Annotated in this window: 21 protein-coding genes; 8 read left to right on the top strand and 13 right to left on the bottom strand. The window is 60.3% G+C overall.

Annotated features, from left to right (window positions below):
• Window positions 1–83: 83 nt before the first annotated feature.
• Together xylB and xylA are read left to right on the top strand one after the other, a co-directional pair.
• Entirely contained in the window at window positions 84–1,535 is a 1,452-nt protein-coding gene (xylB, locus tag ACX3M4_RS16755; protein WP_459354141.1) for a xylulokinase, read from the top strand.
• Between the two features lie 11 nt (window positions 1,536–1,546).
• Window positions 1,547–2,866: a xylose isomerase gene (gene xylA, locus ACX3M4_RS16750; RefSeq protein WP_459354140.1), complete on the top strand. Its 1,320-nt coding sequence runs from the start codon at window positions 1,547–1,549 to the stop codon at window positions 2,864–2,866.
• A gap of 209 nt (window positions 2,867–3,075) precedes the next feature.
• Here xylA and ACX3M4_RS16745 read toward each other — a convergent pair whose 3' ends face one another.
• Complete coding sequence (locus ACX3M4_RS16745) at window positions 3,076–3,585, bottom strand: MmcB family DNA repair protein (RefSeq protein WP_459354139.1); 510 nt, start codon at window positions 3,583–3,585, stop codon at window positions 3,076–3,078.
• 137 nt (window positions 3,586–3,722) lie between these two features.
• Here ACX3M4_RS16745 and ACX3M4_RS16740 point away from each other — a divergent pair, with 137 nt between their 5' ends.
• Window positions 3,723–4,205, top strand: a complete 483-nt coding sequence (locus ACX3M4_RS16740) for a hypothetical protein (RefSeq protein WP_459354138.1) — start codon at window positions 3,723–3,725, stop codon at window positions 4,203–4,205.
• Between the two features lie 195 nt (window positions 4,206–4,400).
• Here ACX3M4_RS16740 and ACX3M4_RS16735 read toward each other — a convergent pair whose 3' ends face one another.
• On the bottom strand, window positions 4,401–4,817 hold the full coding sequence (locus tag ACX3M4_RS16735; protein ID WP_459354137.1) for a VOC family protein: 417 nt from the start codon (window positions 4,815–4,817) through the stop codon (window positions 4,401–4,403).
• A gap of 51 nt (window positions 4,818–4,868) precedes the next feature.
• The gene (locus ACX3M4_RS16730; protein WP_459354136.1) at window positions 4,869–5,198 is read right to left on the bottom strand and encodes a cupin domain-containing protein; all 330 of its coding nucleotides are present in this window, start codon (window positions 5,196–5,198) and stop codon (window positions 4,869–4,871) included.
• Window positions 5,199–5,267: 69 nt separating this feature from the next.
• Here ACX3M4_RS16730 and ACX3M4_RS16725 point away from each other — a divergent pair, with 69 nt between their 5' ends.
• Complete coding sequence (locus ACX3M4_RS16725) at window positions 5,268–6,275, top strand: LysR family transcriptional regulator (RefSeq protein ID WP_459354135.1); 1,008 nt, start codon at window positions 5,268–5,270, stop codon at window positions 6,273–6,275.
• A 13-nt stretch (window positions 6,276–6,288) separates the two neighbouring features.
• Here ACX3M4_RS16725 and ACX3M4_RS16720 read toward each other — a convergent pair whose 3' ends face one another.
• From ACX3M4_RS16720 to ACX3M4_RS16695, 6 genes are all read right to left on the bottom strand, one after another.
• The gene (locus ACX3M4_RS16720) at window positions 6,289–8,073 is read right to left on the bottom strand and encodes a SulP family inorganic anion transporter (protein WP_459354134.1); all 1,785 of its coding nucleotides are present in this window, start codon (window positions 8,071–8,073) and stop codon (window positions 6,289–6,291) included.
• A gap of 86 nt (window positions 8,074–8,159) precedes the next feature.
• Complete coding sequence (locus ACX3M4_RS16715; protein WP_459354133.1) at window positions 8,160–8,621, bottom strand: protein tyrosine phosphatase family protein; 462 nt, start codon at window positions 8,619–8,621, stop codon at window positions 8,160–8,162.
• A 95-nt stretch (window positions 8,622–8,716) separates the two neighbouring features.
• Window positions 8,717–9,610: an MBL fold metallo-hydrolase gene (locus tag ACX3M4_RS16710; RefSeq protein ID WP_459354132.1), complete on the bottom strand. Its 894-nt coding sequence runs from the start codon at window positions 9,608–9,610 to the stop codon at window positions 8,717–8,719.
• 40 nt (window positions 9,611–9,650) lie between these two features.
• Window positions 9,651–10,085 (bottom strand): DUF6691 family protein, encoded by a 435-nt coding sequence (locus ACX3M4_RS16705; protein ID WP_459354131.1) that lies wholly within the window; start codon window positions 10,083–10,085, stop codon window positions 9,651–9,653.
• A gap of 3 nt (window positions 10,086–10,088) precedes the next feature.
• Complete coding sequence (locus ACX3M4_RS16700; protein ID WP_459354130.1) at window positions 10,089–10,517, bottom strand: YeeE/YedE family protein; 429 nt, start codon at window positions 10,515–10,517, stop codon at window positions 10,089–10,091.
• A gap of 243 nt (window positions 10,518–10,760) precedes the next feature.
• Entirely contained in the window at window positions 10,761–12,875 is a 2,115-nt protein-coding gene (locus ACX3M4_RS16695; protein WP_459354129.1) for a bifunctional DedA family/phosphatase PAP2 family protein, read from the bottom strand.
• Between the two features lie 234 nt (window positions 12,876–13,109).
• On the opposite strand from ACX3M4_RS16695, the gene pap reads away from it, so the two are divergent.
• Window positions 13,110–14,576: a polyphosphate:AMP phosphotransferase gene (gene pap, locus ACX3M4_RS16690; protein WP_459354128.1), complete on the top strand. Its 1,467-nt coding sequence runs from the start codon at window positions 13,110–13,112 to the stop codon at window positions 14,574–14,576.
• Window positions 14,577–14,610: 34 nt separating this feature from the next.
• On the opposite strand, the gene ACX3M4_RS16685 is transcribed toward pap, so the two are convergent.
• Together ACX3M4_RS16685 and ACX3M4_RS16680 are read right to left on the bottom strand one after the other, a co-directional pair.
• Complete coding sequence (locus ACX3M4_RS16685) at window positions 14,611–19,290, bottom strand: DUF3320 domain-containing protein (protein ID WP_459354127.1); 4,680 nt, start codon at window positions 19,288–19,290, stop codon at window positions 14,611–14,613.
• A gap of 455 nt (window positions 19,291–19,745) precedes the next feature.
• On the bottom strand, window positions 19,746–20,924 hold the full coding sequence (locus tag ACX3M4_RS16680; protein ID WP_459354126.1) for a pyridoxal-phosphate-dependent aminotransferase family protein: 1,179 nt from the start codon (window positions 20,922–20,924) through the stop codon (window positions 19,746–19,748).
• A gap of 375 nt (window positions 20,925–21,299) precedes the next feature.
• Here ACX3M4_RS16680 and ACX3M4_RS16675 point away from each other — a divergent pair, with 375 nt between their 5' ends.
• The gene (locus ACX3M4_RS16675; RefSeq protein ID WP_459354125.1) at window positions 21,300–22,358 is read left to right on the top strand and encodes an N-formylglutamate amidohydrolase; all 1,059 of its coding nucleotides are present in this window, start codon (window positions 21,300–21,302) and stop codon (window positions 22,356–22,358) included.
• 10 nt (window positions 22,359–22,368) lie between these two features.
• Here ACX3M4_RS16675 and ACX3M4_RS16670 read toward each other — a convergent pair whose 3' ends face one another.
• Together ACX3M4_RS16670 and ACX3M4_RS16665 are read right to left on the bottom strand one after the other, a co-directional pair.
• The gene (locus ACX3M4_RS16670) at window positions 22,369–23,550 is read right to left on the bottom strand and encodes an NAD(P)/FAD-dependent oxidoreductase (protein WP_459354124.1); all 1,182 of its coding nucleotides are present in this window, start codon (window positions 23,548–23,550) and stop codon (window positions 22,369–22,371) included.
• Window positions 23,551–23,672: 122 nt separating this feature from the next.
• Window positions 23,673–24,890 (bottom strand): acyl-CoA dehydrogenase, encoded by a 1,218-nt coding sequence (locus ACX3M4_RS16665; RefSeq protein ID WP_459354123.1) that lies wholly within the window; start codon window positions 24,888–24,890, stop codon window positions 23,673–23,675.
• Window positions 24,891–25,065: 175 nt separating this feature from the next.
• Between ACX3M4_RS16665 and ACX3M4_RS16660 the strand changes: the two genes are divergently transcribed.
• Both ACX3M4_RS16660 and yegS read left to right on the top strand, forming a co-directional pair.
• The gene (locus ACX3M4_RS16660; RefSeq protein WP_459359447.1) at window positions 25,066–25,989 is read left to right on the top strand and encodes a LysR substrate-binding domain-containing protein; all 924 of its coding nucleotides are present in this window, start codon (window positions 25,066–25,068) and stop codon (window positions 25,987–25,989) included.
• A 19-nt stretch (window positions 25,990–26,008) separates the two neighbouring features.
• Complete coding sequence (gene yegS / locus ACX3M4_RS16655; protein ID WP_459354122.1) at window positions 26,009–26,917, top strand: lipid kinase YegS; 909 nt, start codon at window positions 26,009–26,011, stop codon at window positions 26,915–26,917.
• Window positions 26,918–26,955: the final 38 nt, after the last annotated feature.

Below are 26,955 nucleotides of genomic sequence, written 5' to 3'. Positions count from 1 at the left end.
CAAATCGGTGCGAAGATCCATGCCGAACCCCCTTGAGAAAGGGACTCGGCATTCTTTTTGATCAATTTTGAGGAACGCACCTCATGTATATCGGCCTCGATATCGGCACCAGCTCCGTCAAAGCCATCCTGCTCGGCGAAGACCAGTCCCTGATCGCTTCGGCGACCGCCGCCCTGACGGTGGAACGGCCGCATTCCGGCTGGTCGGAACAGGACCCGGACAGCTGGTGGCAGGCCTGTGAGAACGTGCTTGATGCGCTGAAGGCCGAAGCGCCACAGGCCATGGTCGCGGTCAAGGGCATCGGCCTTTCCGGTCACATGCACGGGGCCACGCTTCTGGATGAGGCCGGCAAGCCGCTGCGCCCCTGCATCCTCTGGAACGACGGCCGCTCGGGTAAACAGTGCACGGCGCTGGAAAAAGCCGAACCGAGGTTCCTGACCCTTGGCGGCAACCGTGTGATGCCGGGCTTCACCGCACCCAAGCTGCAATGGGTGCGCGAGAACGAGCCTGAAATCTTCGCCAGGACCGAGATGGTGCTGCTGCCGAAAGACTATGTCCGCTTCAAGTTCACCGGCGACTTTGTGGGCGAGATGTCCGATGCCGCGGGTACCCTGTGGCTGGATGTCGCCAGGCGAGACTGGAGCGACGAGCTTCTGGCCGCGACCGGGCTCTCCCGCAAGCACATGCCGCGCCTGGTCGAGGGCTCGGAAGTGTCCGGCACGCTCAAACCCGAACTCTGTGCCCGCTGGGGTTTCGACAAGCCGCCGGTCGTCGCCGGCGGGGGCGGCGACAATGCTGCGGCAGCGTGTGGTGTCGGCGCCGTCGATCCGGGTTCGGCCTTCGTCTCGCTCGGCACCTCCGGCGTGCTTTTCGTAACCAACGACCGCTTCTCGCCCAACGTGGAAAGCGCCGTCCATGCCTTCTGCCATGCCGTGCCGGACACCTGGCACCAGATGGGCGTGATCCTGTCGGCCACCGACAGCCTCAACTGGCTTTCGAAAGTGCTGAAGAAAAGCCCCGGCGAATTGACGGGCCTGATCACAAAGGTCGACGCACCGTCGCCGGTCGCCTTCATGCCGTATCTCGGCGGCGAGCGCACGCCGCACAACGATGTCGACATCCGTGCCGGTTTCTTCGGGATTTCGCACGGCACCGACGACGCGGAGCTGGTCCATGCGGTGCTGGACGGCGTCGCCTACGCGCTGAAGGACTGCCTGGAAGCGCTCAGCGTTGCCGGCACCAGAATTGACCGGCTGCTGGCCGTCGGTGGCGGTTCGCGCTCCGAGGCCTGGCTGCAGATCATCGCCAGCCTCCTGAACGTTCCGGTCGACGTCCCGGTCGATGGCGACTTCGGCGGCTCGCTCGGCGCCGCCCGCCTCGGCCAGGCGGCCGCCACAGGTTCCATCGACGGGATCTTTTCCAAGCCGGCCCTGAAGGCCAGCATCGATCCCGTTCCCTCCCTCACCGAAAAATATGCCGAAGGCTACAGCCGCTGGCGCAACCTCTATCCGGCGCTCAAGCAGGCCGGTTTCTAAGGAGTATCACCATGAGCACTGGATTTTTCGGCGCCCTGCAGCCGATCCAATATGCCGGCCCGGAAAGCCGCGACCCGCTGACCTACCGCCACTACAACAAGGACGAAGTCGTTCTCGGCAAGCGCATGGAAGACCATCTGCGCCTCGCCGTCTGCTACTGGCATTCCTTCTGCTGGCCGGGCAACGACCCGTTCGGCGGCGAAACCTTCAACCGTTCCTGGATGGCCGCCGGCGGCGATCCGATGGAACAGGCGAAACTGAAAGCGGACGTCGCCTTCGAGATGTTCCAGATCCTCGGCATGCCGTTCTTCACCTTCCACGATCGCGACATCGCGCCGGAAGGCAAGACGCTGGCGGAAAGCAACGCCAACGTGAACGCCATTGCCGATATCTTCGAGAAAAAGATGGCAGCCACCGGTATCAAGCTGCTCTGGGGCACGGCCAACATGTTCTCCAACCGCCGCTTCATGGGCGGCGCGGCGACCAACCCGGATCCGGATGTCTTCGCCTATGCGGCCGCGCAGGTGAAGAACGCCATGGACGTCACCCATCGTCTTGGCGGCGAGAACTATGTTCTGTGGGGTGGCCGCGAGGGTTACGAGACCCTGCTCAACACCAACGTGAAACAGGAACTCGACCAGTTCGGCCGCTTCCTGCAGATGGTGGTCGAGTACAAGCACAAGATCGGCTTCAAGGGCACGATCCTGATCGAACCGAAGCCGCAGGAGCCCTCCAAGCACCAGTACGATTTCGACGTCGCGACGGTCTATGGCTTCCTCAAGGCATATGGCCTGGAAAACGACGTACGGATGAACATCGAGCAGGGCCACGCGATCCTCGCCGGTCACTCCTTCGAGCACGAGCTGCACATGGCGCGCACGCTCGGCATCTTTGGTTCCGTCGACATGAACCGCAACGACTATCAGTGCGGCTGGGACACCGACCATTTCGGCATGAACGTGCCGGAACTGGCGCTTGCCTACTACGAAATCCTGATGGCCGGCGGCTTCACCACCGGCGGCACCAATTTCGACGCCAAGCTGCGCCGCCAGTCGCTGGAGCCGGTCGATCTGATCCAGGCCCATGTCGGCTCGGCCGATGCCATTGCCCGTGGTCTGAAGGCCGCCGCCGCAATGATCGAGGATGGCCGCCTGAAGGGCTTCGTCGACGAGCGTTATGCCGGCTGGCAGAAACAGGAAAACGCAGAGATACTGAAAGGCGGCTCTTCGCTGGAGGCCCTCGCCGAACGCGTCCACGCCTCCAACCTGGAACCGCAGCCGAAATCCGGCAAGCAGGAATATCTGGAGAGCCTGGTGAACCTTTTTGTTTGATCTTTGGATCGGCGATTAACAATCGGGGAGGCCGCGGTACGCTGCGGCCTTTCCAGTTTGATCACGCCCTCAGTTCGTCATCCCGGACGCAGCGAAGCGAAGATCCGGGACCGGGGAGCCTGTGAACAGCCTTAGGCAAGTGCCTCTCCGGTCCCGGCTCGCGCTTCGCTCCGCCCGGGATGCCTTTCGGGAAGTCAGAAAGACTTCGGCTAAAACCTGTCAAACAGCATCGTGCCGTCGGGATCCGCCAGATTGTGCAGCCGGTGGGCGGCGTGGCGGGCAAAGCGCAGGGTGAGGGCCTTGCGCGTTGCCGCGGGGATCTTGTGCTCCGGCGCAGACCGCAGAATTTCCGCACCGAAACCGTCGGAGACGATCAGCCCGGCATCTTCCGGAAAGATCTCCAGCGGCACGTCCGGATGGGTCGCGAAATAAAGCCTGTCGCAATGCTGACGGTAGTCTGGCCATTTGCTGTCGGCGCGAAAATCGGCGATCGAGGATTTGACCTCGACGATCCAGAGCTCATGCTTCGGACCGAGTGCCAGCAGGTCCGCCCGCCGTGCGGAGGCGAGGGTGACTTCCGCCAGGCAGGCGAAATCCAGCTGGCGCAGGAGCCGTGCCGTGCCGCGCCAGACCTTCAGCGCGGTGTCCGATTGCCGGCCGTCCTTCAGCGGGTCGTCCAGCTGGATCCGTCCGGTACTATACTGGCTGTCCGTGTTCATTCCATTTTTGTTCCACATTTGTTCGAAAAATGCAAATGTACCTTCGCGCCCTGGTTGATATTTCGGATGATTTGCATGAACCGGTTCTGAATTGCATAATCCCCCGGACATCTTGTCAATCCGGAAGGGGGAAGCGGGTGGACATCTGCAAACGAAGCGTGTTGCTGGCCGCAGTGCTGGTTGCTGCCGCAGGACCGGCGCTGGCCGGCAAGGGAGACCTGATGTTCGGCGTTCCGCGAACCGCACCGCTGCTTCAGGGCCGGACGCTGGACTTGCGCTTTGCTGATTTCGCGCAAGGGATCTGGGTGCGCGAGACGGACCAATGCCCGGTGCCGCGGATCGATCGCGGCCTGCCTGGGTCCACAATTGCGATCTACCGCGGCCTCCTGGAAACCCCGGGCCGGATCTGCCAGGTCTATGGCGCGGAAAAAGCCGGCAAACGCACCCAGCGGGCGGCGATCAACTGCATGCTGAACGACGGCGGCGAAGCCATCGAGCTGGTCACCGTCCAGCCGAGGGGAACGGAAGGCCTGCTGGTGCAGGAAGGCGAAAAACCTCCGGTCCATTTCCGCTTCTGCGAAAAGATCGTCCCCGTCCTGCAATCGGCGAACAGCAATTGACGTCGTTCGTCCTCAATTGAACCGCTGACTGGGAGGCGACGCGGGCTTCCGGGATCATCGCGACCGCGCTTGTGTAGAAACACCTGGGCGGCAGCGAAGGTTGCGGGGCTGAATGCGCCCGGACCGAAATGCCGGTCCGGAGCTGTTTCTCATTTCGAAAGATCGACAGAAGGTGCGCCGAAACAGAACCTTTTCCTATCCGTCGTTTGCCGGAACGGCCGTGGAATCCATCCAGACCAATTCGAGAATATGCCCGTCCGGGTCGGCAATTGCCCGATTATAGAGCCAGCCGAGATCGATCGTCTCACGGACCTTGCCGTCACCGCCGGCACCTTCACCCGCAGAAATCAGCCGATCGACGTCATCCTTGTGATCCAGTGAAACGGCCAGAAGGACCTGACAGGTCTTGTGTGCGTTCGCGATTTCTCTGGTTGTGAAGGTTGAAAAATAGCCGCACGCCAGGAGCTGAAACGTTATTGTGTCTGACCAGACCATGCTTGACGCATTGTCGTCGCTGAACTGAGCGTTTCTGACGCATCCGATGGCCTCGTAAAAGGCGGTGGAGGCACTCAGATCCGTTACGGGGAGGTTTATGAAGATCATCTTGGGCAAGAGAAATTCCTTTCGTTTTCCTGAGGGTTTGAAACGGAGTTTCGGGAGTGTTCAAAGCCAGCGGGTGATGAAATGCCGGTTCGCGTGAACGTCGATCATTTCCAGGTTATCGCTCAGGCTGGTGAAACGGTGCGGCGTGTGCGCAGGCACCACGACGACAGTCCGGGGCTGGGCAACAAAGCTTCCTTGAAGGCCCCTGAATTCAACGGAGCCTGAAAGCACAAGGAAAGTTTCGGAATAGGGATGGCAGTGGAGACCCGGGCCGAGGCCCGGTTTTTTCATTCTGTTGAAGATCAGGGAGACGTCGGAGCCGATGTCGTTGCCCGGAACCTCCTCGCTGTCCGTCATGTTGCAGGTGTAGTGTTTCAAATGCGCGCTCATCGGCCTCGCCTCGGTTGGATGCTGGCAATCTACTTGCTGAATTGAAACACTCGTAGTAACAAAAATGAAATGCAGCATTCCGATCCAAGCAAGCTCAACTGGGACGACTTCCGTTTCATTCTGGCCGTGGCACGGTCCGGGTCGTTTGCTGCCGCCGCGGCGGTGCTGGGAACGAGTACGCCTACCGTCTTCCGCCGCGCCAGGGATATGGAGCAGCGCATCGGCACGCAGCTCTTCCGCCGCGACACCACCGGTGTGACCTTGACTGCCGCCGGACGGGATGCAGCAGCCCTTGCCGGAACCATGGAGCTGGAGATTGTCTCGCTGGAGGCGAGGATCGCCAATGAGGACAGGGAAGCTGTCGGAACTATCCGGCTTGCGACCGTCGACACGCTCATTGCCGGACCTCTCATGCCGGTTCTGTCGCGTTTCCGGCAGGAGTGTCCGGGCATTTGCCTCGATATCCGGTCAGGCATCGGCATGGCGGATATTCGCCAGAGACAGGTTGATGCGGCATTGCGCGCGGGCGGCGAGCCTCCGGAAAACCTCGTCGGCCGGATCCTTTGCCGGATCGCCGTCGCCCTGTATTGCGGACGCGGCCACTACGCCTCGACACTTCAAGGAGAGATTGAAAGGGAAGCTCCCGAAGACCAGGAGATCTCGAACGAGCGGGAACTCGCTGCGTTCGTTGCCCGGTCGCGGCCGCCGTTTGTCGTGCCGGGAGACGATCTGAAACACCTTGCAACGGCCCGGTGGTGTCATGACCACAAGCTGGCGGCCGAACCTGCGCTCAGAGCGAACAGCCTGCATACGCTCGAACGCGCCGTTCAGCACAATATGGGGCTTGGCCTTCTGCCCTGTTACCTTGCAGATCTTAACTCGGATCTTGTCCGCCTCAGTGCGCCAATCGAGGATTTCTCGAGCGATCTCTGGTTTTTGACGCATCCGGAGCTACGCGAAACGGCGCGGGTGCGCGCTCTCTCCGATTTTCTTTTCCTTGAATGCCGGTCCTTGAAAAACCTCTTTGAAGGACGCGCCGGCAATCCGGTATGGCGCTCTACCGGTGCAACACGCTGAAAACCGCCAAGTCCTAAATCTCCGGCCCGTTCCAGAGGTTCGATTGCGCCGCCTTTTTCGGCGTCCGGCTTTCGGAGATATGCGCGGTGAGCGGGTCGAGTTCGCATAGCGCTTCGTACTGGCTGAGGAAGATCTGGCCTGTCAGGTGCTTCAGGAAGTCGGTCTTTTTCAGCCGGTCCATCACCGGGCCCTTGACCTCCGAAAGGTGGAAGCAGACACCGCTGTCCGACAGGCGGTGGTTGATTTCCTCAAGGCTTTCCAGCGCGCTGGCATCGATTTCGTTCACCGCCGGACACATCAGGACCACATGTTCGATATTGGGCTTCTCGGCGACCAGCGCATAGATGCGGTCTTCCAGATAGCGGGAATTGGCAAAGAACAAGCTCTCGTCGACGCGGAGCGTCAGCACGCGGTCTCCGGTCACCACCTTGTGCCGGTCGACATTGCGGAAATGTTCGGTCCCCGGAACCACGCCGACGATCGCCATGTGCGGGCGGCTCGAGCGGTAAAGATAGAGCGCGATGGAGAGCAGAACCCCGCTGACGACGCCGGGTTCCACACCGAGGAACAGGGTGATCAGGATGGTTGCCGCCATGGCGGCGAAGTCGCTCTTGGAATAGATGAAGGTACGCTTGACTGCGCTGAAATCCACCAGCGACAGCACCGCAACAATGATGGTGGCGGCAAGCGTTGCCTGCGGCAGGTGGGTGAGCAGCGGCGTCAGGAAGAGGGTGGCGAGCGCGATGCCGGCGGCCGTGAAGGCGCCCGCGGCCGGGGTCGCCGCGCCAGCATCGAAATTGACGACGGAGCGGGCAAATCCTCCCGTGACCGGATAACCGCCGGAAATCGCGGAGGCGACGTTGGAGGCGCCGAGGCCGATCAGCTCCTGGTCCGGTTCGATCCGCTGGCGTTTCTTGGCGGCGAGCGTCTGGGCGACGGAAACCGATTCCACAAAACCGATCACCGAGATCAGCAGTGCTGGAACGGCGAGCGACAGCCAGAGTTCGCTGTCGAAATCTGGCAATTGCGGCATGGGCAGGCCTGAAGGGATGTCGCCGACGACACGCACGCCTTTCTCGCCGAGGTGAAACGCCGCCGAGATCGCGGTCGTCACGGCAACGGCCGCAACCGGTCCCGCCTTGGTCAGGATGTCGGCAAAAAAGGGTTTCAAGCCGAAACCGAGCAGCAGTTTCTTCAGGCCCTTGCGCACCCAGAACAGGAAGGCGGTCGCCGAGACGCCGATGATCAAGGTGATCCAGTTCACGTCGCTCAAGTGCGCCAGGATCGAGCCAAGAATGTCATAGAGCGTGTGCCCGTTCGCGTTGACGCCGAGAATGTGTTTCAGCTGGCTGGAGGCGATCAGGAGGCCGGACGCGGTGATGAAGCCGGAAATGACCGGATGGCTGAGGAGATTGGCGAGAAAGCCGAGCCGCAGGAAGCCCATGGCCATCAGCATGAGGCCGGACAGGAAGGCGAGCACGATGGCCGCGCCGAGATATTCCGGCGTTCCTTGTTTCGCCAGTTCGCCGACGGCGGATGCCGTCATCAGCGAGACGACGGCCACGGGACCGACAGCCAGCGCCCGGCTGGTGCCGAAAAGCGCATAGGCGATCAGAGGCAGGATCGAGGCGTAAAGACCGACTTCTGGCGGCAGTCCGGCCAGCAGCGCATAGGCCAGCGACTGCGGGATCAGCATAATCGTCACGATCACGGCCGCCACCAGATCGCTGGTGGCCGTTTCCTTGTTATAGCTCTTGCCCCAGTCGAGAATGGGCAGGTAGCGCGTGAGCCGGATCATCGGACTGACCTTCTGATCTTTTTGTCAATCGGCAAGAGCAAACGCGCTGCCGCCGTAAGCGTCAACTTGCACGAGCCGCATTCCTGCTAGGAACCGCCTGATGCTTCGTCCATTGCGGTCGAAGGAGATGAGGAAGGTCCGCGATCGGTAATTCGCTGGATGATCCCGGCCATGTCGTAACCGGCAGATTTGGTCCTGGCGAGGATATCTGCGAGCGGCAGCTTGTCCGCCTGGGAGAGTGACCACAGGGTCGCCGAGCGTGTGCCTGTGCGGCAATAGGCCAGCACCGGTTTCGGCAGCGTTTCCATCAGCTTGGCGAAGGCGTCCACCTCCTCGTCGCCCACCTTGCCGGCGGCAACCGGCAGATAGCGCGCTTCCAGCCCCAGCTTCTTCGCCGCCGCCTCGATTTCCTCGAAGGACGGCTGGTCGGCACCTTCACCGTCCGGGCGGTTGCAGATAACGGCGCGAAAGCCCTGCCGGGCAAAGTCGGCAATGTCCTCCGGCCTGATTTGCGGGGCCACCGATATCTGCGCGTTGATTGCCTTCATGGGTCCATCCGCCTCCTCCGGGCGATGGGCTTTCGCCCGTGTCAGATTTGGGCCTGCCTGGCGAAACCTCCCCATGGCAGGCCTCGCTCTTTTCGTTAAAGGCCGTTCACCGGCACCTTCAGGAAGGTCTTCCCGCTTTCGTCCGCCGGCGGCAGCTTGCCCGCGCGCATGTTCACCTGCAGCGAGGGAATGATCAGCTTGGGCATGTCGAGCTGGGCATCGCGCTCGGTGCGGAACTTGACGAACTCTTCCTTGGTCTTGCCGCCACCGACATGGATGTTGTGTGCCTTTTCCGCGCCGACCGTGGTTTCCCATTGGATGTCACGGCCGTTCGGGCCGTAGTCGTGGCACATGAAGAGGCGCATGTCGTCCGGCAGGGCCAGCACCTTCTGGATGCTGTCATAGAGCGTTGCCGCATCGCCGCCCGGGAAGTCCGCGCGGGCCGAGCCACCATCCGGCATGAACAGCGTGTCGCCGACAAACGCGGCATCGCCCATCACATGTACCATGCAGGCCGGCGTATGACCGGGCGTATACATGGCAAAGGCAGTCAGCCCGCCGATCTGGTAGGTGTCGCCGTCGTGGAACAGCTTGTCGAACTGGCTCCCGTCCCGCTGGAATTCGGTACCCTCGTTGAACACCTTGCCGAAGGTTTCCTGGACGACGGTGATCCTGTCGCCGATGCCGATTTTGCCGCCCAGCTTCTGCTGGATATAGGGTGCGGCCGACAGGTGATCGGCATGCACATGCGTCTCGATCAGCCATTCCAGGGTCAGGCCTTTGTCTTGGATGAAGGCGATGATCTCGTCCGCGTGGTCATAGGTGATCCGGCCTGCGGCATAATCGATGTCCATGACGCTGTCGACAACGGCGCAGGAATTGGAGCCTGGATCCTTGACCACGTAGCTGATGGTGTTGGTTGCCGGATCGAAGAAGGCGGTCACATCCGGTTTGACGGTCATGTCGACCGGATAATTCGACGTACTCATGTTCGTTTCAGTCTCCCAAATCTTTATCGGCAAGGCCTCTTCAGGCCTTTGCCGGATGAATGCGGTAGCCGAGCAGGATCGCCCACCTCGCGGTCAGTATGCCGGCGGCAATGGCGGCGGCTGTCAGCAGCGGCTCAAGGCCAAGGCCGATCACCGGAATGAGGCCACCCGGGCAGAAGCCGCTGAGGCCCCAGCCGATGCCGAAAACCGCCGATCCGCCGATCAGCTTGAGATCAAGATCGGTCCTGGTCGGCAGGCTGAAAGCCTGTGCCAGCAAAGGCTGCTTCATCCGGAAAACCAGACGATAGCCGATGGCCGTGACAAGAAGCGCACCGCCCATCACGAAGGCAAGACTTGGGTCCCAGGTGCCGGCTATGTCAAAGAAATTCAGAACCTTGGCCGGATTACCCATGCCGGAGATGAGAATGCCGCAGCCGAAGAGCAGGCCGAAGGCAAAGGCTGAAAGAAGTCTCATGGCCTACCCTCCGATAACGTGGCGGCTGATAAAGACGGTGGCCGCGGCAGTGGCCATGAAGGTCAGCGTTGCCATGAGCGACCGGGCAGAGAGCCGCGAAAGGCCGCAAACGCCGTGGCCGCTGGTGCAGCCCGAGCCGTAAGTCGTGCCGACGCCCGTCAGGAAACCGCCGACGACAAGAAGAAGCGGCGAGGACGGCACCGTGATCTCGGGCAGGTTGCCGGTGAGGCCAAGGAGGACGAGCGGGCTGACCACCATGCCGCCGAGAAACGCCGCGCGCCAGGCCCAGTCCTGGTTCAATTGCGTCGTCAGAAAGCCGCTGGCAATGCCGTTGATCCCGGCAATGCGACCGTGCACGCCCATCAGGGCGACGGCTGCAAAGCCGATCATGGTTCCGCTAAGGAAACTCATAAGGGGTGTGAAGTCAGTCATGATGAGCTCTCGATTACGATATATTCAAATATATGAATATAAGAAAAAAGTATCAAGAGGGATTTTTTTGACAAGAGCGTTTCCGGCAGGCGAATCTGCCGGTGTGCAAGACGGTCAATCACCGCCACGCACCGGAAATCTGGCCGCTTTACACACTGTATGCTTGGCCCGATCGCCTTGCCGGGCGAGGTGCCGAAACTGGAATTGCTGCAGTTTCGCGAAAAAGCGACCGTGACGAAACGGTCAACGACCCCGGGGACCGGCCGTTGGTCTATCAGTCGAATTGACGGCAGGTGGCGGTGCGAGGGCTGGCCCGAACCCGCTGCTCAACACGACCTCGGTCCCGTCAGCCCGGGTGCGCACCGCTGCGCCCGGCAGCAGCAGGGCCGGATTGTGTGCCGGGTCAGGCGTCTCGATGTCGGTTTTCGGTCCGGAGAACTCGCCCATCGGCCGCAGGATATCCTCATGCACCACGCTGCCGAGATAAAGCGGGTGCAGCACACCGGCGTCCAGGATAGCGTACCGGCTCGGCCACAGCCGCAACACCCAGCGCCCGCTCTTGTCTCCGGCCCCGTCTCCGGCCCTGTCTCCGGTCCTGCCTTCGGGGCCGCTTCCCTGGTCTTTCCGGATCAGGACAAGCGCCGGCTGACGGCCATTCTGGCTGCGCGGCAGGATGGGCAGGGAATCGGGCGGTGTCTTGCCTTCGACGAAGCCGCCGGCCGTGCTGAGCGACCATTTCGGCGGTGTCTGCCAGCCGTTCGTCTCCGCCGCATGGACAAAGTGCTCGAGCGGACCGGCATACTGGATCACCAGCGGCTCTTCCCTGTCGCCGTTGAGCTCGATCCGCCGGGCGGGAAGCGCCTGCCAGCCGGCCGTCAGCCAGCTGGTGGCGGTGATCGCTTCCTTGTCCGAACGCGATTCATAGGTCTGCAGGGCAGTCTCGAAGTTGCCGGAGAGGTGCCAGCTGCCGAAGATGCCGAGCATGGCCACCACGATGACGGCGACCGTCGTCCTCCCGATCTTCTCGTTATGGATCGGACCGAAGACAAAGGCGAAAGCCGACACCATGGCCGTGCCGAAGAGAAGACCGGCCAGAACATCCGACATCCAGTGTGCGCCGAGATAGACGCGGGAAAAGCCGATGGCGATGACCAGCGTTGCCGTGACCGTGAAGATGGCCGCCTTTGCCCAACGGCTGAGGTCGTGCGCGATCAGGACGGCGCAGATGCCGTAGAGCACGGCGTTCAGCGTCGCATGGCCGCTCGGGAAACCGTAGGCGTCGGCGCCCGCATAAAGTTCGATCGGCCGCGAGCGGTGCAGCATCAGCTTGAAGAGCGGCACGAATAGCGCCGTTCCTGCCATAGCGATGACGAAGCCGGTGCCGCGGCGCCAGGCTTTCTTCAGGAAAAGATAGGCCGCGACAGCCAACGCGACGGCCGTCACCACCACGCCGTCGCCGAGCGAGGTGACGAACACCATGATCTTGTCACCGGCTGGCGTCCTGAGGCTGTCGAAGAGATTGAGGATCGCCAGGTCCGCCCGCACCATCGGTTCGCCTGGGGCAGCCTCGCCGACAATCCAGAAGAAGGCCGGCATAGTGATCAGGAGCAGCAGTGCGGAGGCAAGCATGCCGGCGGAACGCGGATGGGCCGGATCGAAGTTGCGGGCGATCCATTGCGACACCGGGTCCTGCCGCCGGGCGAAACGGCGGACAATCGCCGCATGGGCGTTCGGGAAGAGTGGCAGGATGATGAGGATCAGCCAGCGGCCGAGCATCACCGCCAGGAAGACGATAACGAGCAGGGCACCGAGCACCAGGGCCAGACGGCCGCTGATCTGGCCGATGGCGTCGAGTGCCGAACCCGCAATGATGCCGGGGGCGATGTGGACGACGGTCCAGGCAAAGGCGGAGGTGACATTGACCACCGTAAACCGGGTGAAATTCATGCCCGCCATGCCGGCGATACCGGGTACCACGGACTTCACGCCGGGCACGAAGCGGCCGATGAAGACACTCTTGCCGCCGTGCTGCTTGAAGAAGTTTTCGCCCCTTTCCACGATGTCCGCGTATTTGCTGAGCGGCCACATGGTCTTGATCTTGTCCTTGAAGGCCCAGCCGATCCAGTAGGAGATGGCATCGCCCGCCGTCGCACCGAGGGTGGTCCAGATGAACAGCGGCACCGGGTCCAGCTTGCCGAGACCGACCAGGGTGCCAGCGCCCACCAGCACCACGGTCGTCGGCACGAACAGGCCGACCAGGAACAGCGCCTCGCCCATGGCGGCGAGAAAGCAGATCAGGCCGGCGAGCGAAGGATTGTCTGCGATGAAGGTCAGGACGGGATCGAGAAAATCGGTCACGGACGTGGGCCGGGCTGCCTTTGAAAAAGGGTTTTAAAGATCAAGTCCCGGGCGGTTCGGCCGCCCATGTGAGTTCGGTTACCGCTTCATATAGGCGCGTGGTCGTCCTTCCAATAGCGAAAAATCGGTTTCTCCCGCCAGTCGGGGACATTGGCCGGAACATGAAGAGAGCCGATGGTTTTTTTCGCACAGCTGTTTCAAGATGCATTCAGCGCGTCTTTTTTGGAGTTCCTCATGTTCGAATCCGCCCGCCTGCCCCAGAACATGGACAAGAAAACCTTCAAGAAGCTGGAGCCGCAGCTGCGCGAAGCGCTGCTGGCCGCCCAGTTGCCAATGGTCGAAAAGCAGCCGTTTTCGACGTTGATTCTTGTAGATGGCCTTGACGGCGCGGGCAAGGGCGAGGCCGTCGCGCGCCTCTATGGCTGGATGGATGCGCGGCACCTCGTCTGCAACGCCTATGGCGACCCGTTGGACGAGGCGAAGCTGCACCCCCCGCTGTGGCGCTACTGGCGCGACCTGCCGGCCAAGGGTGACACGGCGATTGTCTTCGGCAGCTGGTATCAGACCGTCTTGAGGGACTGGATCTACAAGAAGATCGACGCGGACGCCTTCGACAAGGCCCTCATCCGTATCCGCCGTTTCGAGGAGATGCTCGCCAACGAGGACGTGCTGATCCTGAAGTTCTGGTTCGTGCTGCCCAAGGACGTTCAAAAGGAACGCCTGAAAGAGATCGAGAAGAAAAATGCGGCACGTCACGTGCTGGCCGACTGGGCGGCGTTGAAACATCACAAGAAGGCAAGCGAGGCAGGTGAGAAGATCATCCTGGAAACCAGCAAGGGCTATGCGCCCTGGTTCGTGATCCCCTCGCAGGATCCGGAATACCGGGATGCGGCGCTGGCACAGACGGTCGCCGGCGCCATGAAGTTGAAGCTGGAGGACGGCGAGCCGAGTTCGGTCGCAGCCCCGCCTGTTGTCGGCGGCATCAAGCGGGAAACGGCGGTGGACGCCATCGACCTGACGGCGAAGCTCGGCAAGGCCGAATACGAGAGCCTGCGAGACAAGTACCAGCAGAAACTGTCGGACCTGTCCGATATGAAGTCCCTCGCCAAGACCGGCGTGGTGCTGGTGTTCCAGGGCAACGATGCTGCCGGCAAGGGTGGTGCCATTCGCCGGGTGATCCGCCCGCTCGACCCGCGCATCTACAAGGTGCATCCGATTTCCGCACCGACGGACGAAGAAAAGGCCCGGCCGTATCTGTGGCGCTTCTGGCGACGCCTGCCGCGCAAGGGCCATTTCGCCATCTTCGACCGCTCCTGGTACGAGCGCGTGCTGGTGGAACGCGTCGAGGGCTTCGCCGGTCATGACGATTGGCTGCGCGCCTATAACGAGATCAACGAGTTCGAGCAGGAACTGACCGACTTCGGCTACATCGTCTGCAAGTTCTGGCTGGCGATTTCGGAGGAGGAACAGCTGCGCCGCTTCAAGGCGCACGAGGACACGGCCTACAAGCAGCACAAGATCACCGACGAGGACTGGCGCAACCGCCTCAAATGGGACCAGTACGCCATTGCCGCCGGCGACATGATCGACCGCACCTCCACCCACTACGCCCCCTGGACGCTGGTATCCTCGGAAAACAAGCACCACGCGCGGATCGAGGTTCTGAGGACGATCTGCGAGCGGTTGGAGGAGAAGCTTTGAGCATTTAAGTCATGAGATCTGCATTGCGGAAAACTCATCCTAACACCGCACGGATACGCGATTGTAGATCAGGGCCAGCTCGCAAATAACCCAGCAACCGACAAACGGCTTTGACCAATTCGTCTGCCTCAAGTTGTCCGCATTCTGTCTGAATGAGCTTTGCTGCTGCCTCTATCTCCAAATGCGAGAGATACTCGGCCTTGGTCGTGGGGGAGCTTTCTTCTGAGCGGCTCCGGATTGGCGGCTCGTCCCTTTGGCTTGAAGTGAACCAGAATGAAGTCTGGTGACAGATGCTCTTTTTGTTCGCCGCAATTTTCAACGCTGAAACCACCACGTCATGAATACGGCCGCCGGCACGATTTTTCCCGAAAGCGTAGGCAATTCGTCGAGCTACTTCATCTGAGTGAATAGGGCCTTCTTGTTCGACAATGGACGTTACGTATCCAGCCATGCGCCAGGGCTGAACTAAATGAGGCTCCGCATCAACGACGATGATTTTCGCTCTTCGGTACTTCGCAGCCGTTAGTTCAGTCTCATCGAGACCGGTGAAATCAGATACAAGTTGTTCCGGCTCTTCTGCCTTCTGCATTCCGCCTTCATTCGCACCAGCGACCTTCAGCACCGCCTCGGATGCGTCGATCGCTTTTGCCAACATTTCTTGAACACGCTGAATCTCATCCGTTCGTCGATGAAACCAATCGGTGCTCCAAATACGATGAAACTTCCAGCCGAGGCCTTCGAGAACGGCTTGACGCAAACGATCGCGTTCACGTGCCCACAGGGCTCCATGGTAAGTCGCTCCATCGCACTCAACCGCAAGAATGTATTGGCCGGGTTTGCCTGGGTGCCTTACACCAAGGTCGATCCGAAAGCCTGAGCTACCGACCTGGTAGTCAACTGGATAGCCAAGTCCCCGGATAACTTCAGCAACATCCTCTTCGAACGGGCTGTCTGGGCCGAGCCCCGTGCTGCTGGCTTCTTCGACCTGTCCAGACTTCGCGAACTCCAGAAACCTTTTCAAAATACGTGGACCATCGCGAGTTGCCTTGCGCGGATCAATGTCGCCGGGGTCGAACGAGCAGAACACATCGCAGAGCACCCTTGCACGACTGAAAAGCACGTTTAGCCGACGCTCCCCCCCCTCTCCGTTCACCGGACCGAAATGCATTGATGCCAGACGGCCGTTTGGTTCGTGCGGGCCATAGCCGACACTGATCAGGATTACGTCTCGTTCGTCTCCCTGCACGTTTTCAATGTTCTTTACAAAAACGTCCTCGGCACGCCCTTCCCGCAAAAAATCATCGAGGGTCGAGTTCGTCCTCCGCTGGACCTCCAGAACCTCCGTGATCATGTCCGCTTGGCTTTTGGAAAAAGCGACGACGCCAAGCGACAGATTGGGCGTCTGGTGTGCGTGCCTGGTAATGGCTTCCGCAATCCTTTCCGCCTCTATGATGTTTGTTCCAGCTCGTCCGTTGCCATTGCTCTTACTTGAATAGACGCCTTCAACACGATTGAAACGAAGTCCAAAATTTTCGTCCAATTGCACCGGTGACGGCGGCAACACCAGTCGGCTCTCATAGAACTCGGCATTTGAGACCTGAATGAGTGACGGGTCTCTTGAGCGATAGTGCCACTCCAGCATCGCGGACCGAAGACCACGTGCCTCGCAAGCGGTCAGAATACTCTCCAGTTCGACGGCACCGGATGTTTCCGGAATTGAGTCTTCATCTTCTTCGTCTGGGGCATTTCCAGCCAGTTTGTCGAAGAAGCTGGTAGGTGGCAGCTGCTTGCGGTCTCCCACGACTACAATTTGACCGCATCGTGCGATTGCTCCCAGCGCGTCTTCCGGACGCACCTGACTGGCCTCATCAATAACCAGAAGATCAAAGTTCAACGTGCCTGGTTTCAAGTACTGGGCGACGGAGATCGGGCTCATCAAAAAGACAGGTTTGATGCGCTGTACCATGTCGCCAGCAGCTTCCATGATCTTGCGGATAGACCGATGTCTGGTCTTCTTGGCGATTTCTGCTCGCAAGAACCCCATGGGACCAGCAGCTCCTTTGGGCATTTGTGACAAGTGCTTCGACTTGATCTGATCGGCAGTCTCAACAAATCGGCGTTTTTCAAGCGTCTGAAAAACATCAACAAACTGATGGCGGTTTAACCGTGCGAGTTCAGACAAGTCTGACACTGTCTTGAGCGCATTGTTCCATCGGGCTTCAGCGACGCCATATCGAAACTCATCGACTGCACTTGCTGCAGAGAGCTTGCCCTCATCCAAAGCTGACACAAAGGCGCTCATTCCGTTTTCATTCAACCGCGCTACTTTATGGGCAGTATCCACCCATTGAGAATAAAGCGGCATGGACTGAGCAACTTTGCTCAACGATGCTGAGAAATCTTCGAAACGGACATCATCAAAAGCAATTGATAAAAAGCGCTGCCACTGCAGTTCCTTGATGATTTCAGTGAGTTTGCTTTCAACTTCTCGAATTTCATCTTCAAGATTGATCTTGGCTTTGGCTGCGTCTTCGCGCATGTCCAAAAGCTTTCGACAGGTTTCAAGCTGGATCTCACCATCAAGACTTTTTAGGGCTTTTAGCCAGGCGGCCACGGCGACCAGTTCCGTAAACCGTGTGCGTTCGCCTCTAAAGAGCCCTCCAAGCTTTTCCTGCAGATACCCCTCGTCTTCCGCAAGGATCTTTCTTTTCTTCTGGACGGCGACCAAACTATCGAGGAGAGCAACACGCTCCCTCGCCGTCTTGGGCAGAGGGCCTTTCAACAGAGTCGCGAACTCATTGGATGTCCTGCGATAGGGGCCAAAAAGCCGTGAGAAAAATGACCCCAGCCCTGCAGCAAAACCATGTCGCATGTGTTCGACCGGAGCCGTGAAAGCGGCTTCGGAGAAGGTTTCGGAAAGAGCCTCTTGCACGTTTTTCCAATCGGCCCCGGCGACCAGGACCTCAGTCAGCCGCGTGTCATCTGCATGTGGCAAGACAGCGGTGACAAGATCGTCGTGGCCTACTGGGGCGCTCTCTGCCGAACCAAGCAACTGCCCCAGATTCCTTGCCTCTTTAAGCGTTTGCGGAGCTAAAATCGAAAGTGCCTCCGAGAGGTTTGCAGCAGTGTCTTGCAGCTGTTGCAACCCGTCGTGTGTGGCTTGAATTTTCACTTCAAGACGCTGCTGGTCTGTCGGCTGCAAGTTCAAATTTTCAACGCAGTAGAACGGGTGTTCGGCAGGTGAACCGATTTTCTCAAGCGCCGCTGCATAAGCGGAAATCAATTCAGCGAGTTCATTGACCGCCTCTTCATCCAGAGTATCCGCGTTTTCGACCGCAATTGTAGGCGCGGGAACCTTCTTTCCGAATAGGCGCGAAATCTGGGCCATAGCCGAGATCGGCGTATAGCTGCGTCCCGGGACACGGTCATGAAGGGTAGAAGCAATCCTGTTTAGGCGATTGCGGATCTCTTCCAGACTGGAGGTATCAGCGTTAGAAGGAAACGAACCCAGACCAGCATTCAGCGTTCGCCCCAGTTCATGGAGGAAAGCCTTCTTGTTCGCAAATCTCGAATGCAGTTCAAGACAAGCATCCGAAAGATTGGTCTTGACGAGACGGCTATGCACCACGTCCAAAGCAGCCATCTTTTCCGCAACGAAGAGAACACTTTTGCCGTCATGGATCGCCGATGCGATGATGTTGGTGATGGTCTGGGATTTGCCCGTTCCCGGAGGCCCTTGAACCACGAGGTTACGCCCCGCACGTACCTCCTCAATGACTTTCGTTTGAGAGGCGTCTGCGTCCACTACCTGAATTATGTCTGAAGGTTTCAGACGGCTATCAAGGGACTCGCCATAGGGAAAGAGCGGAACTTCGGTTTCGAAGCCTTCTTTGAGTACCCCGCGAAGCAGCGTGCTCTCCAACAAAGCCGCTTCAGGCCAGTTCACCGGGTCCAGATCCCGGAGCATCAGAAGTTTGGCAAAGGAAAAGAACCCGACCTGCATCCCGTCGCGATCAATTCCCCAACCTTCGCGCCCTTCTATAGCGTCATCAACTCGGTCGAAATACGCGCCGGGAGCCCATTCTGTGCTGTCGTCAATTTCCGGAAGCGTAATCCCAAAGTCGCTTTGCAGACGTTCTTGCAGTGGCAGGTTCGTGACGATGTCATCGTCGCGGACGCAGATGTCGAACGACGATCCTCGCTCGTTTCGCTTCAATTCAACAGGGATAAGTATGAGGGGTGCTTCACGCGGAACCGCCGAGCTCTTGTCTTCGAACCATTTCAAGAAACCCATTGCCAGATAGAGAATGTTGATGCCCTGCTCTTCCTCGGCAGTCTTCGCGTCAGCAAAAAGCCGAAGGAGCCTCTTCTGCAAGGCATCAGAACCGAGCGATGTCTCCAGAAAAGCGTCCTGGTATCGCCCTTCATCAAACGCTGCCTCACCGTCCACAGACAGATCCGGGCCCTCATCGGCCTCCGCATCGTTACTGCCGGTGGCCATGAACTTCATCTTGCGGCCTTTTACGCGCAGAAGCTCATAGATGTCGTCTGTCCTCTCATTGATGATGTTGAGAGCGTTCGCCCTCTTTGCTGACCGGTTGACGTGAACAAGACGATTACGGGTGCCCGTTTCAACGAGCCGTCGGCGGGCATCGGCAAGGTAATCCGAGAGGCTTTTTGAAGATTGGGTTGATGCTGTGTCGTGGATCGTCATCGCAGGTAAACGCCAATTTCGAATGTGTTTCGCCCAGCAAAAACTGAGTTTCGACTTTAAAGAGTGTTGATGAAATCGAGCTCCCCCAAAGACCCCTGAATTCATTAGGTTATTTATAGCCACAAGTTTATGGCTGTCACAATGCGTGAAAGCGCAATTATGGCGTGCAGATGTGTGTTCAAAGTGCAATGTAATCCAAGGTCCAAGGTCCAAGGTCCAAGGTCCAAGGTCCAAGGTCCAAGGTCCAAGGTCCAAGGTCCAAGGTCCAAGGTCCAAGAAGGTAATTCCGCAACTGAAACAATGCGGTCGTTGACAACTTTAGTTGCCTGGCATCCCTCTAAAAAGATCGAAATTTTCAAAAACTAAGAAATATTTTTTGATTTCTATTTATTTCTTTAAATAAAATTATTGGGTAAGGTTCTTGCGATATAAAACTTATATTTTCGAAAACTTCGTCACACCATCCCCGCCAGATACTCAATCGCCGCCTGCACACCGCCCTTGCCATGGGGAATGCCCAGCTTCTGGAAGCCGAGTTCGATGGCGGACAGCGTGCCCAGCAGCATGACGGCGTTGCAGTGGCCCATATGGGCGATGCGGATGCCCTTGCCGGAGAGCGCGCCGATGGCGCCGCCGATGGTGACGCCGCAGACCTCGGCGGTGAAGGTTCTGAGCGCGGCTGCATCACCCTCGTCGAAACGCAGCACGGTGACCGAATTGGAGCGGGCATGGGGATCGGCAATATTGAAGCCGACAGCGCCCGCTTGCCCCCAGACGGCCACGGCCCGGCGGGTCGCTTCACCCAGAAGCGCATGCCGGTGCCAGGCTTTTTCCAGGCCTTCCTCGAAGAGCAGTTCCAGCGCCTTGTGAAAGGCAAAGAGCAGATGCTCCGGCGGGGTGCCGCAATATTTGTGATAGTGCTCGGCGCCCTGGCGGAAGGTCCAGTCGGTGTAGTTGGTGCGAAGATCCGCCGTCTCGTGCGCCTTGTCCGCCTTCGGGCCGGCAGCGACGAAGGAGAGGCCGGGCGGGCACATCAGACCCTTTTGCGAACCGGTCAGGGCGACATCGACCCCCCAGGCATCCATCTCGAAGGGCATGCAGCCGAGCGAGGCGATGGTGTCGACCATGAAAAGCGCCGGGTGGTTGGCCGCGTCGATGGCCTTGCGCAGGGCCGCGATGTCGTTCCAGACACCGGAGGCCGTATCCACCTGCACCACCAGGATTGCCCGGATCTCATGCACCGTATCCTGCCTCAGACGTTCCTCCAGCTTTGCGGGATCGACACTCTCGTTGAAGGCACCGGGCAGGACCTCGACATCGACCCCCATCACGCCCGCGGCCTCGCCCCAGCCGAGGGCGAAGCGGCCGGATTCCAGCACCAGGATCTTGTCGCCACGCTTCAGCGTGTTGCAGAGCGCGGCGTCCCACGCGCCATGGCCGTTGGCGGCGTAGATATAGGCCTTGCCCTCCGTCCGGAAGAGTCGCTTGAGACCGGCGAGGCAATAGTCGGTGGTCGCCAGCAACGGTCCTTCGTAGATTTCCAGCGCCGGCCGGTGCATGGCGCGCAGGACTTCGTCCGGCACGTTGGTCGGGCCCGGGATCATCAGGAATTCTTTGCCATTGCGAAGGGTCACGGCTTGGTCCTCGTTGAAAGGCGGATTTTTGGAAAGGGCCGCAGGCAATCCGGCCGGAAGGAAGCATTTGAAAATTGCCCGCCTGCCGCCATCCGTCAAGGCCGGAACCGTATCGCGTTACGTGAACACAGGGGTTGAGCGGTTCTTCGCAAGTGCGAAAAGGCGGGTGCCGGAACAATTCTGTGGCTCTTCGAATTTGCCGGTTGTGCCTCTGGTGGGCCCTGACGGATAACGCTCTGGAAACATTCTTCTTCTCGATCCAGGATGGAAGGCCGAAGAGCCAGGCGTCTTCAAGTTGAAAAGAAAATGTCTTGTTTCCGCAAAGTAAATTCTCCAAGCTAGGGACCGTTCGGTTTCCGCGTTAGGCGCTGCAACATGATCTTCGTCGAAGAAGGACAAAGTCCGCTGATCCTCTGCCTGCCCCATGCAGGAACGGACGTGCCGAACGCTGTCGAAAAACGGCTGAACGCCACAGGCCGGCTGCAGGCGGACCTGTCCTGGCGCCTGGAGCGTGTTTTCGATTTGAACAAGGAGTTGGGCGCGACCGTTATCCGTTCCTCGATTTCCCGCTATGTCATCGATCTCGACCGGGACCCGAAGACCTCCAACCGGGAAGCGATGAACCCGGCGCGGGCGCTTTGCCCGGCGACGACACTGGACGGCAAGCGCATCTATCAGGAGGGCGAGGAGCCCGGCCCGACGGAATGCGAACAGCGGTCGCTCCTCTTCTATACCCCGTTTCACAAGGCGCTCCGCCGCCAGATCGACCGGCTGCTGCGTACCCACCGCAAGATCATCGTGCTCGACTGCCAATCGATGCGCTCCAACATCAAGGGCGTCTCGGAAAAGGGCCTGCCGCTCGTCAGCATCGGCACCAATGGCGGTACATCCTGCGATCCGGACCTGCGCAATCTCCTGGTCGGCTCGTTCAAGGGGCAGGAAGGCTATACGGTTAGCGTTGACGAGCAGACCCGCGGCGGTTTCATCACCGCCAGCTACGGCAAGCCGGACCGGGGTCTTCATGTCATGACGCTGCTGCTGGCGCAGCGCTCCTACCTGCGCCATGAATCCCCGCCGTTCGAGCCGGACAAGGCCCGCATCGCCCGGCTCAGAACCGTCTTGCAGGATGCGATGACCCGCATTGTCGACTGGACGGCGATGACCGGGCCGTCGGCTGGCGGCGCGAAGCCGGTTGCACCGGTGGACAGTGGCTCGGCCGCTGTGGAGGACGAAACGCTCTTTGAGGCGGGGTCCGATCAGGACGGGGCACCCGCGACGAACGCTGTACCAGAGGAAAAGGCACAGGAAACGGCTCAGGAACCGGCACACGCCGAGATCCTGCCGATCGACCCGATGACGCTGACACGGGTGTCGAGGTCCGAAACCGGCAAGGTCGAGGATGGACCGGTGACGCCACTGCTCGTGGCCGAATAGCCTCTTCGGTTCAGACGACGTTCTTCTCGACGATCGGGGCGTTTGCGGCGAGCCGTTCAAAGGCCAGCGGCGACAGGTCCAGGCTTTGATAGGCGCCGGTGGCGATCAGTTCGGCCAGTCCCCGGCCGACGGCGGGCGATTGCTGCAGGCCGTGACCGGAAAAGCCGAGCGCCAGGTAAAACCCGTCCATGCCCGAAACGCCGCCGACAAAGGCATTGTGGTCGAAGAGGTTCATGTCGTAGCAGCCGGCCCAGGCAGCGCCCGGCCGGATCGCCTCGAAGGCCGGCACGCGCGTTGCCAGCGTCGGCCAGACATGTTCTTCGAAGAGGGCATAGTCGACGTCGAAATCGTGGCAGTCCGGGTCCTGGGTCTCCGGCGGCGCCGAGCCGCAGATATAGCCTGTGCCCTCGGGCCGGGCATAGGTGCCGTTGGGGTCGATCAGCAGCGGAAAGCGCTCAAGTCTGTCCTTGCATTCGAAGGTGAAGACGCAGCGCTTCTTTGAGACGATCGGAACATCCAGTCCCGCCTGCCGGCAGATCTCCGCACCGCCCGAAGCTCCGGCGCAGTTGACGACAACCGGTGTCGAAATCCGGTCGCCCGAGGGCAGGGAAACACTCCAGCCGTCGCTGCCGTCCGGGGTGACGGAAGCCTTCTCGGCGATATAGTCGACCCCGAGCGAGCGGGCTTTCTTGCGGAAGGCTTGCATCAGGCCATAACCGTCGAACCAGCCTTCGCCGGTAAGGCCATGACAGCCGGCGGCAAGGTCGGAGACTTCCAGCCAGGGAAACTTCGCCTTCAGTGCGTCCTGCTCCAGAAAGCCGATATCGGCACCAAGCGCCTGCTGCAGGGCGTGGTTCTCTTTCAGGATATCCACCTTGTCGGGCGTCGCCAGGAAGAGGTAGCCGCCTTCATGCAGATCGATGGCAGGCCTGTCGCCACCGACTTCCAGTGCGGAACCAATCTCTCTCAGGAAACGGATGCCATAAAGCGAGATCTCGATGTTGACGGCGCTGGAGAACTGCTGACGGATCGACGCGGCCGAACGCGCGGAGGCGCAGATCTCGTAAGTGGGGTCTGCCTCGATGACGACGATCCGTCCGGAAAAGTCGTCGCGCATGGCCACGTGACAGGCGACCGAGGAGCCCATGACGGCTCCGCCGATGATGACGACATCCGCAGTCTGGTCCGCCATGGAGCCTCCTAAAGCACGCTTTGGCACATCAATCCGGTTTGCGGGGTGCAAACCTTGTTTTCGGGTCATAACGAGAGACGGGCGGCTGTTGCCGCCCGTGTCAGAATTCAGCTGAGCAGGTCTTAAAAGAACGCCTGCAGGCCGGTCTGCGCGCGGCCGAGGATCAGCGCATGAACGTCATGCGTGCCCTCATAGGTGTTGACCGTTTCCAGGTTCTGCGCGTGGCGCATGATGTGGTATTCCTCCTGGATGCCGTTGCCGCCGTGCATGTCACGGGACTGTCGGGCGATATCCAGCGCCTTGCCGCAGTTGTTGCGCTTGATCAGCGAGATCATTTCCGGCGCCACCTTGCCGGCATCGAACAGGCGGCCGACGCGCAGCGCTGCCTGAAGGCCGAGGGTGATTTCCGTCTGCATGTCGGCGAGTTTCTTCTGGAAGAGCTGGGTCTGTGCCAGCGGGCGGCCGAACTGTTCGCGGTCGAGGCCGTATTGACGGGCGCGGGTCCAGCAGTCTTCCGCGGCGCCCATGGCGCCCCAGGAAATGCCGTAGCGGGCGCGGTTGAGGCAACCGAACGGGCCCTTGAGGCCGGAGACATTCGGCAGCAGGGCATCTTCGCCGACTTCGACATTGTCCATGACGATCTCGCCGGTGATGGAGGCGCGCAGGGACAGCTTGCCGCCGATCTTCGGCGCGGTGAGGCCCTTCATGCCCTTGTCGAGCACAAAGCCACGAATAGCGCCGTCATGGGCTTCAGACTTTGCCCAGACCACGAAGACGTCGGCGATCGGTGCGTTGGAGATCCACATTTTCGAACCGGTCAGCTTGTAGCCGCCGTCGATCTTTTCCGCACGTGTACGCATGCCGGCCGGGTCGGAGCCGGCATCCGGCTCGGTCAGGCCGAAACAGCCGACGAATTCGCCGCTTGCCAGTTTCGGCAGGTATTTCTGCCGCTGCTCTTCCGAGCCGTAGGCATAGATCGGGTACATGACCAGCGAGGACTGCACGCTCATCATGGAGCGGTAGCCGCTGTCGATGCGCTCGATTTCGCGGGCAACGACGCCATAGGAGACATAGGATGCGCCTGCGCAGCCATATTCTTCCGGCAGGGTGACGCCGAGAAGGCCAAGCTCGCCCATTTCATTGAAGATCGAGCGGTCGGTCTTTTCTTCCCGGTAAGCCTCGATGACGCGCGGCAGCAGCTTGTCCTCGGCATAGGCACGAGCCGTGTCCTGGATCAGCTGCTCGTCCTCGTTCAGCTGGTCGCGCAGGTGAAACGGGTCCTGCCAGTCGAAGGTGCCGCCGCCGGCAGGCGAGGATTTGACGTTTGCGGGTGCGTTCATGTTTCTGATCTCCCGAAGACTGAGGGGCCCAAGCGGCATCCACCGGCCCGGCATGTGCGGCTCATTTCAGCCGCCGGTCATTCTGTTTCTTCCACTATTGCCGGGAAATCGTTTGCGGAAAAGCGAAAGCTCGTCCATCTTTCATGACGAAATGGAATGAAGTCGGAGAATGACGATGCGGCGGGCCTTCGTACCACCTGCGGATACGCTGATCGCCTTCGAGTGTGCGGCCAGGCACCTGAGTTTTACCCGTGCCGCCGAGGAACTGCACCTCACGCAAGGCGCCGTCTCCAAGCAGGTGCGCCAGCTGGAGGATCGGCTCGGCGTCGAACTGTTCCGGCGGGTGCGCCAGCGCATTGTCCTGACCGATGCCGGCCGGCTCTATCTCCATGACATCCGTGGCGCCCTGGAGCAGATGACGGCTGCCACGCGTCAGGTCATGTCATATGCGGGCAGTGCCGACGTTCTGAACCTGGCAGTTCTGCCCACCTTCGGTACCCGCTGGCTGGCGCCGAGGATTGCCGATTTCGGCCGCCGCTATCCGGATGCCGGTCTCAATCTCAGCGTCCGCCTGCAGCCTTTCGATTTCGACGAGGAACCCTTCGACGGGGCGATCCACCACGGCGATCCGGTGTGGGCGGGCGCGATTGCCGAGCGGCTTTTCGACGAGGAGGTCATTCCGGTGGCCTCCCGCGTCTTCCGCGACCGGCACGAGATCCGCAAACCCGCCGACCTTGCCCGCGTGCCGCGGCTACAGCTGGCGACACGGCCGCTTGCCTGGCGGCAATGGTTCGACCTTGCAAGGGTGGAGACCGACGCTGCCTTCCAGGGGGCAAGGTTCGAACAGTTCGTCATGATCTCCGAAGCCGCCATCCATCATGCCGGGGCAGCGCTCATTCCGCGCTTCTTCGTCGAGGCGGAACTCGCCTCCGGCCGGCTTGTCAGACTTTTTGATCTGTCTCTGTCGCAACAGACCGCCTATTACTTCGTTTACCCGGAAGGAAGGACGATGCGCCCCGTCGTTTCGGCCTTCCGCAAGTGGCTGATGGAGGAAGCGAGAACCGCCCGCACCAGCCGGGAAACCATGCTGCCGGGGTAGGCGGGGACGAGGAAAGATCGTGACAAAACAGCATCTGCGCCTGATCCTCAATGGCAAGTCCGCCGATCGCGTCGATGTACGCGACGCCGTCGAGGCGGTGCGAAACATGGGGCACGAGGTTACCGTCCGCGTTACCTACGAGCCGGGCGATATCGACCGGCTGGCGGCTGAAGCGCTCCGCGATCATCGGGACAACAGCATCGACACTCTGGTTTGCGGCGGCGGAGACGGCACAGTGCATGAGGTTGTCGATGCGGTTCTGCATGAAGTGCCGGACGGGGAAAAACCGCCCTTTGCCTTCGCCGTGCTGCCGCTTGGCACCGCCAACGACTTTGGCCGCCATATCGGGCTCGATCCAGCCGACATCCCGGGCTGTCTCCGCTTTGCCGCACGTGCCAGCGCCAAGCCGATGGATATCGGCACCGTAAACGGCTGCATCTTCGTCAACATGGCGACCGGCGGTTTCGGCACGCAGGTGACCGCACAGACCGATCCTGCGCTCAAGAAGATGCTCGGCGGAGCCGCCTATCTCTTCACCGGCCTGCAGCGCTTTACAGAACTTGCCGCCTGCGAGGCGCGGATCGAGGCGGAAGGGTTTTCCTGGGAAGGATCGTTCCTGGCACTCGCCATCGGCAACGGCCGCCGCGCCGGCGGCGGCATTCGCCTGTGTCCGCGTGCCAAACTCGACGACGGCTTTCTCGATCTTACCATCCTGCCCTTCCCGGCGTCCGGCAAGGTCATCGATCTGCTGTCGGCGCTTCTGGAAAGCGGTGTCGACGGCGCCAACGGCGGCGTCATCCAGCGCAAGTCCCAAAGCATCACCATCGAAACCTCTGAGCCGGTCCAGTTCAACCTCGACGGGGAGCCGATGAATGGACAGTCCTGGCAGATTGGGGTAAGGCAGCACCAGATCGACATGCGTCGCTAAAGGCGGGCATTTTTCCAACGAGATATCCGGTTCAAAGC

The organism is Roseibium sp. M-1, assembly GCF_054515675.1.
Note: the sequence above shows the minus strand (reverse complement) of the source record. Positions and strands in the feature narration are given on the sequence as shown.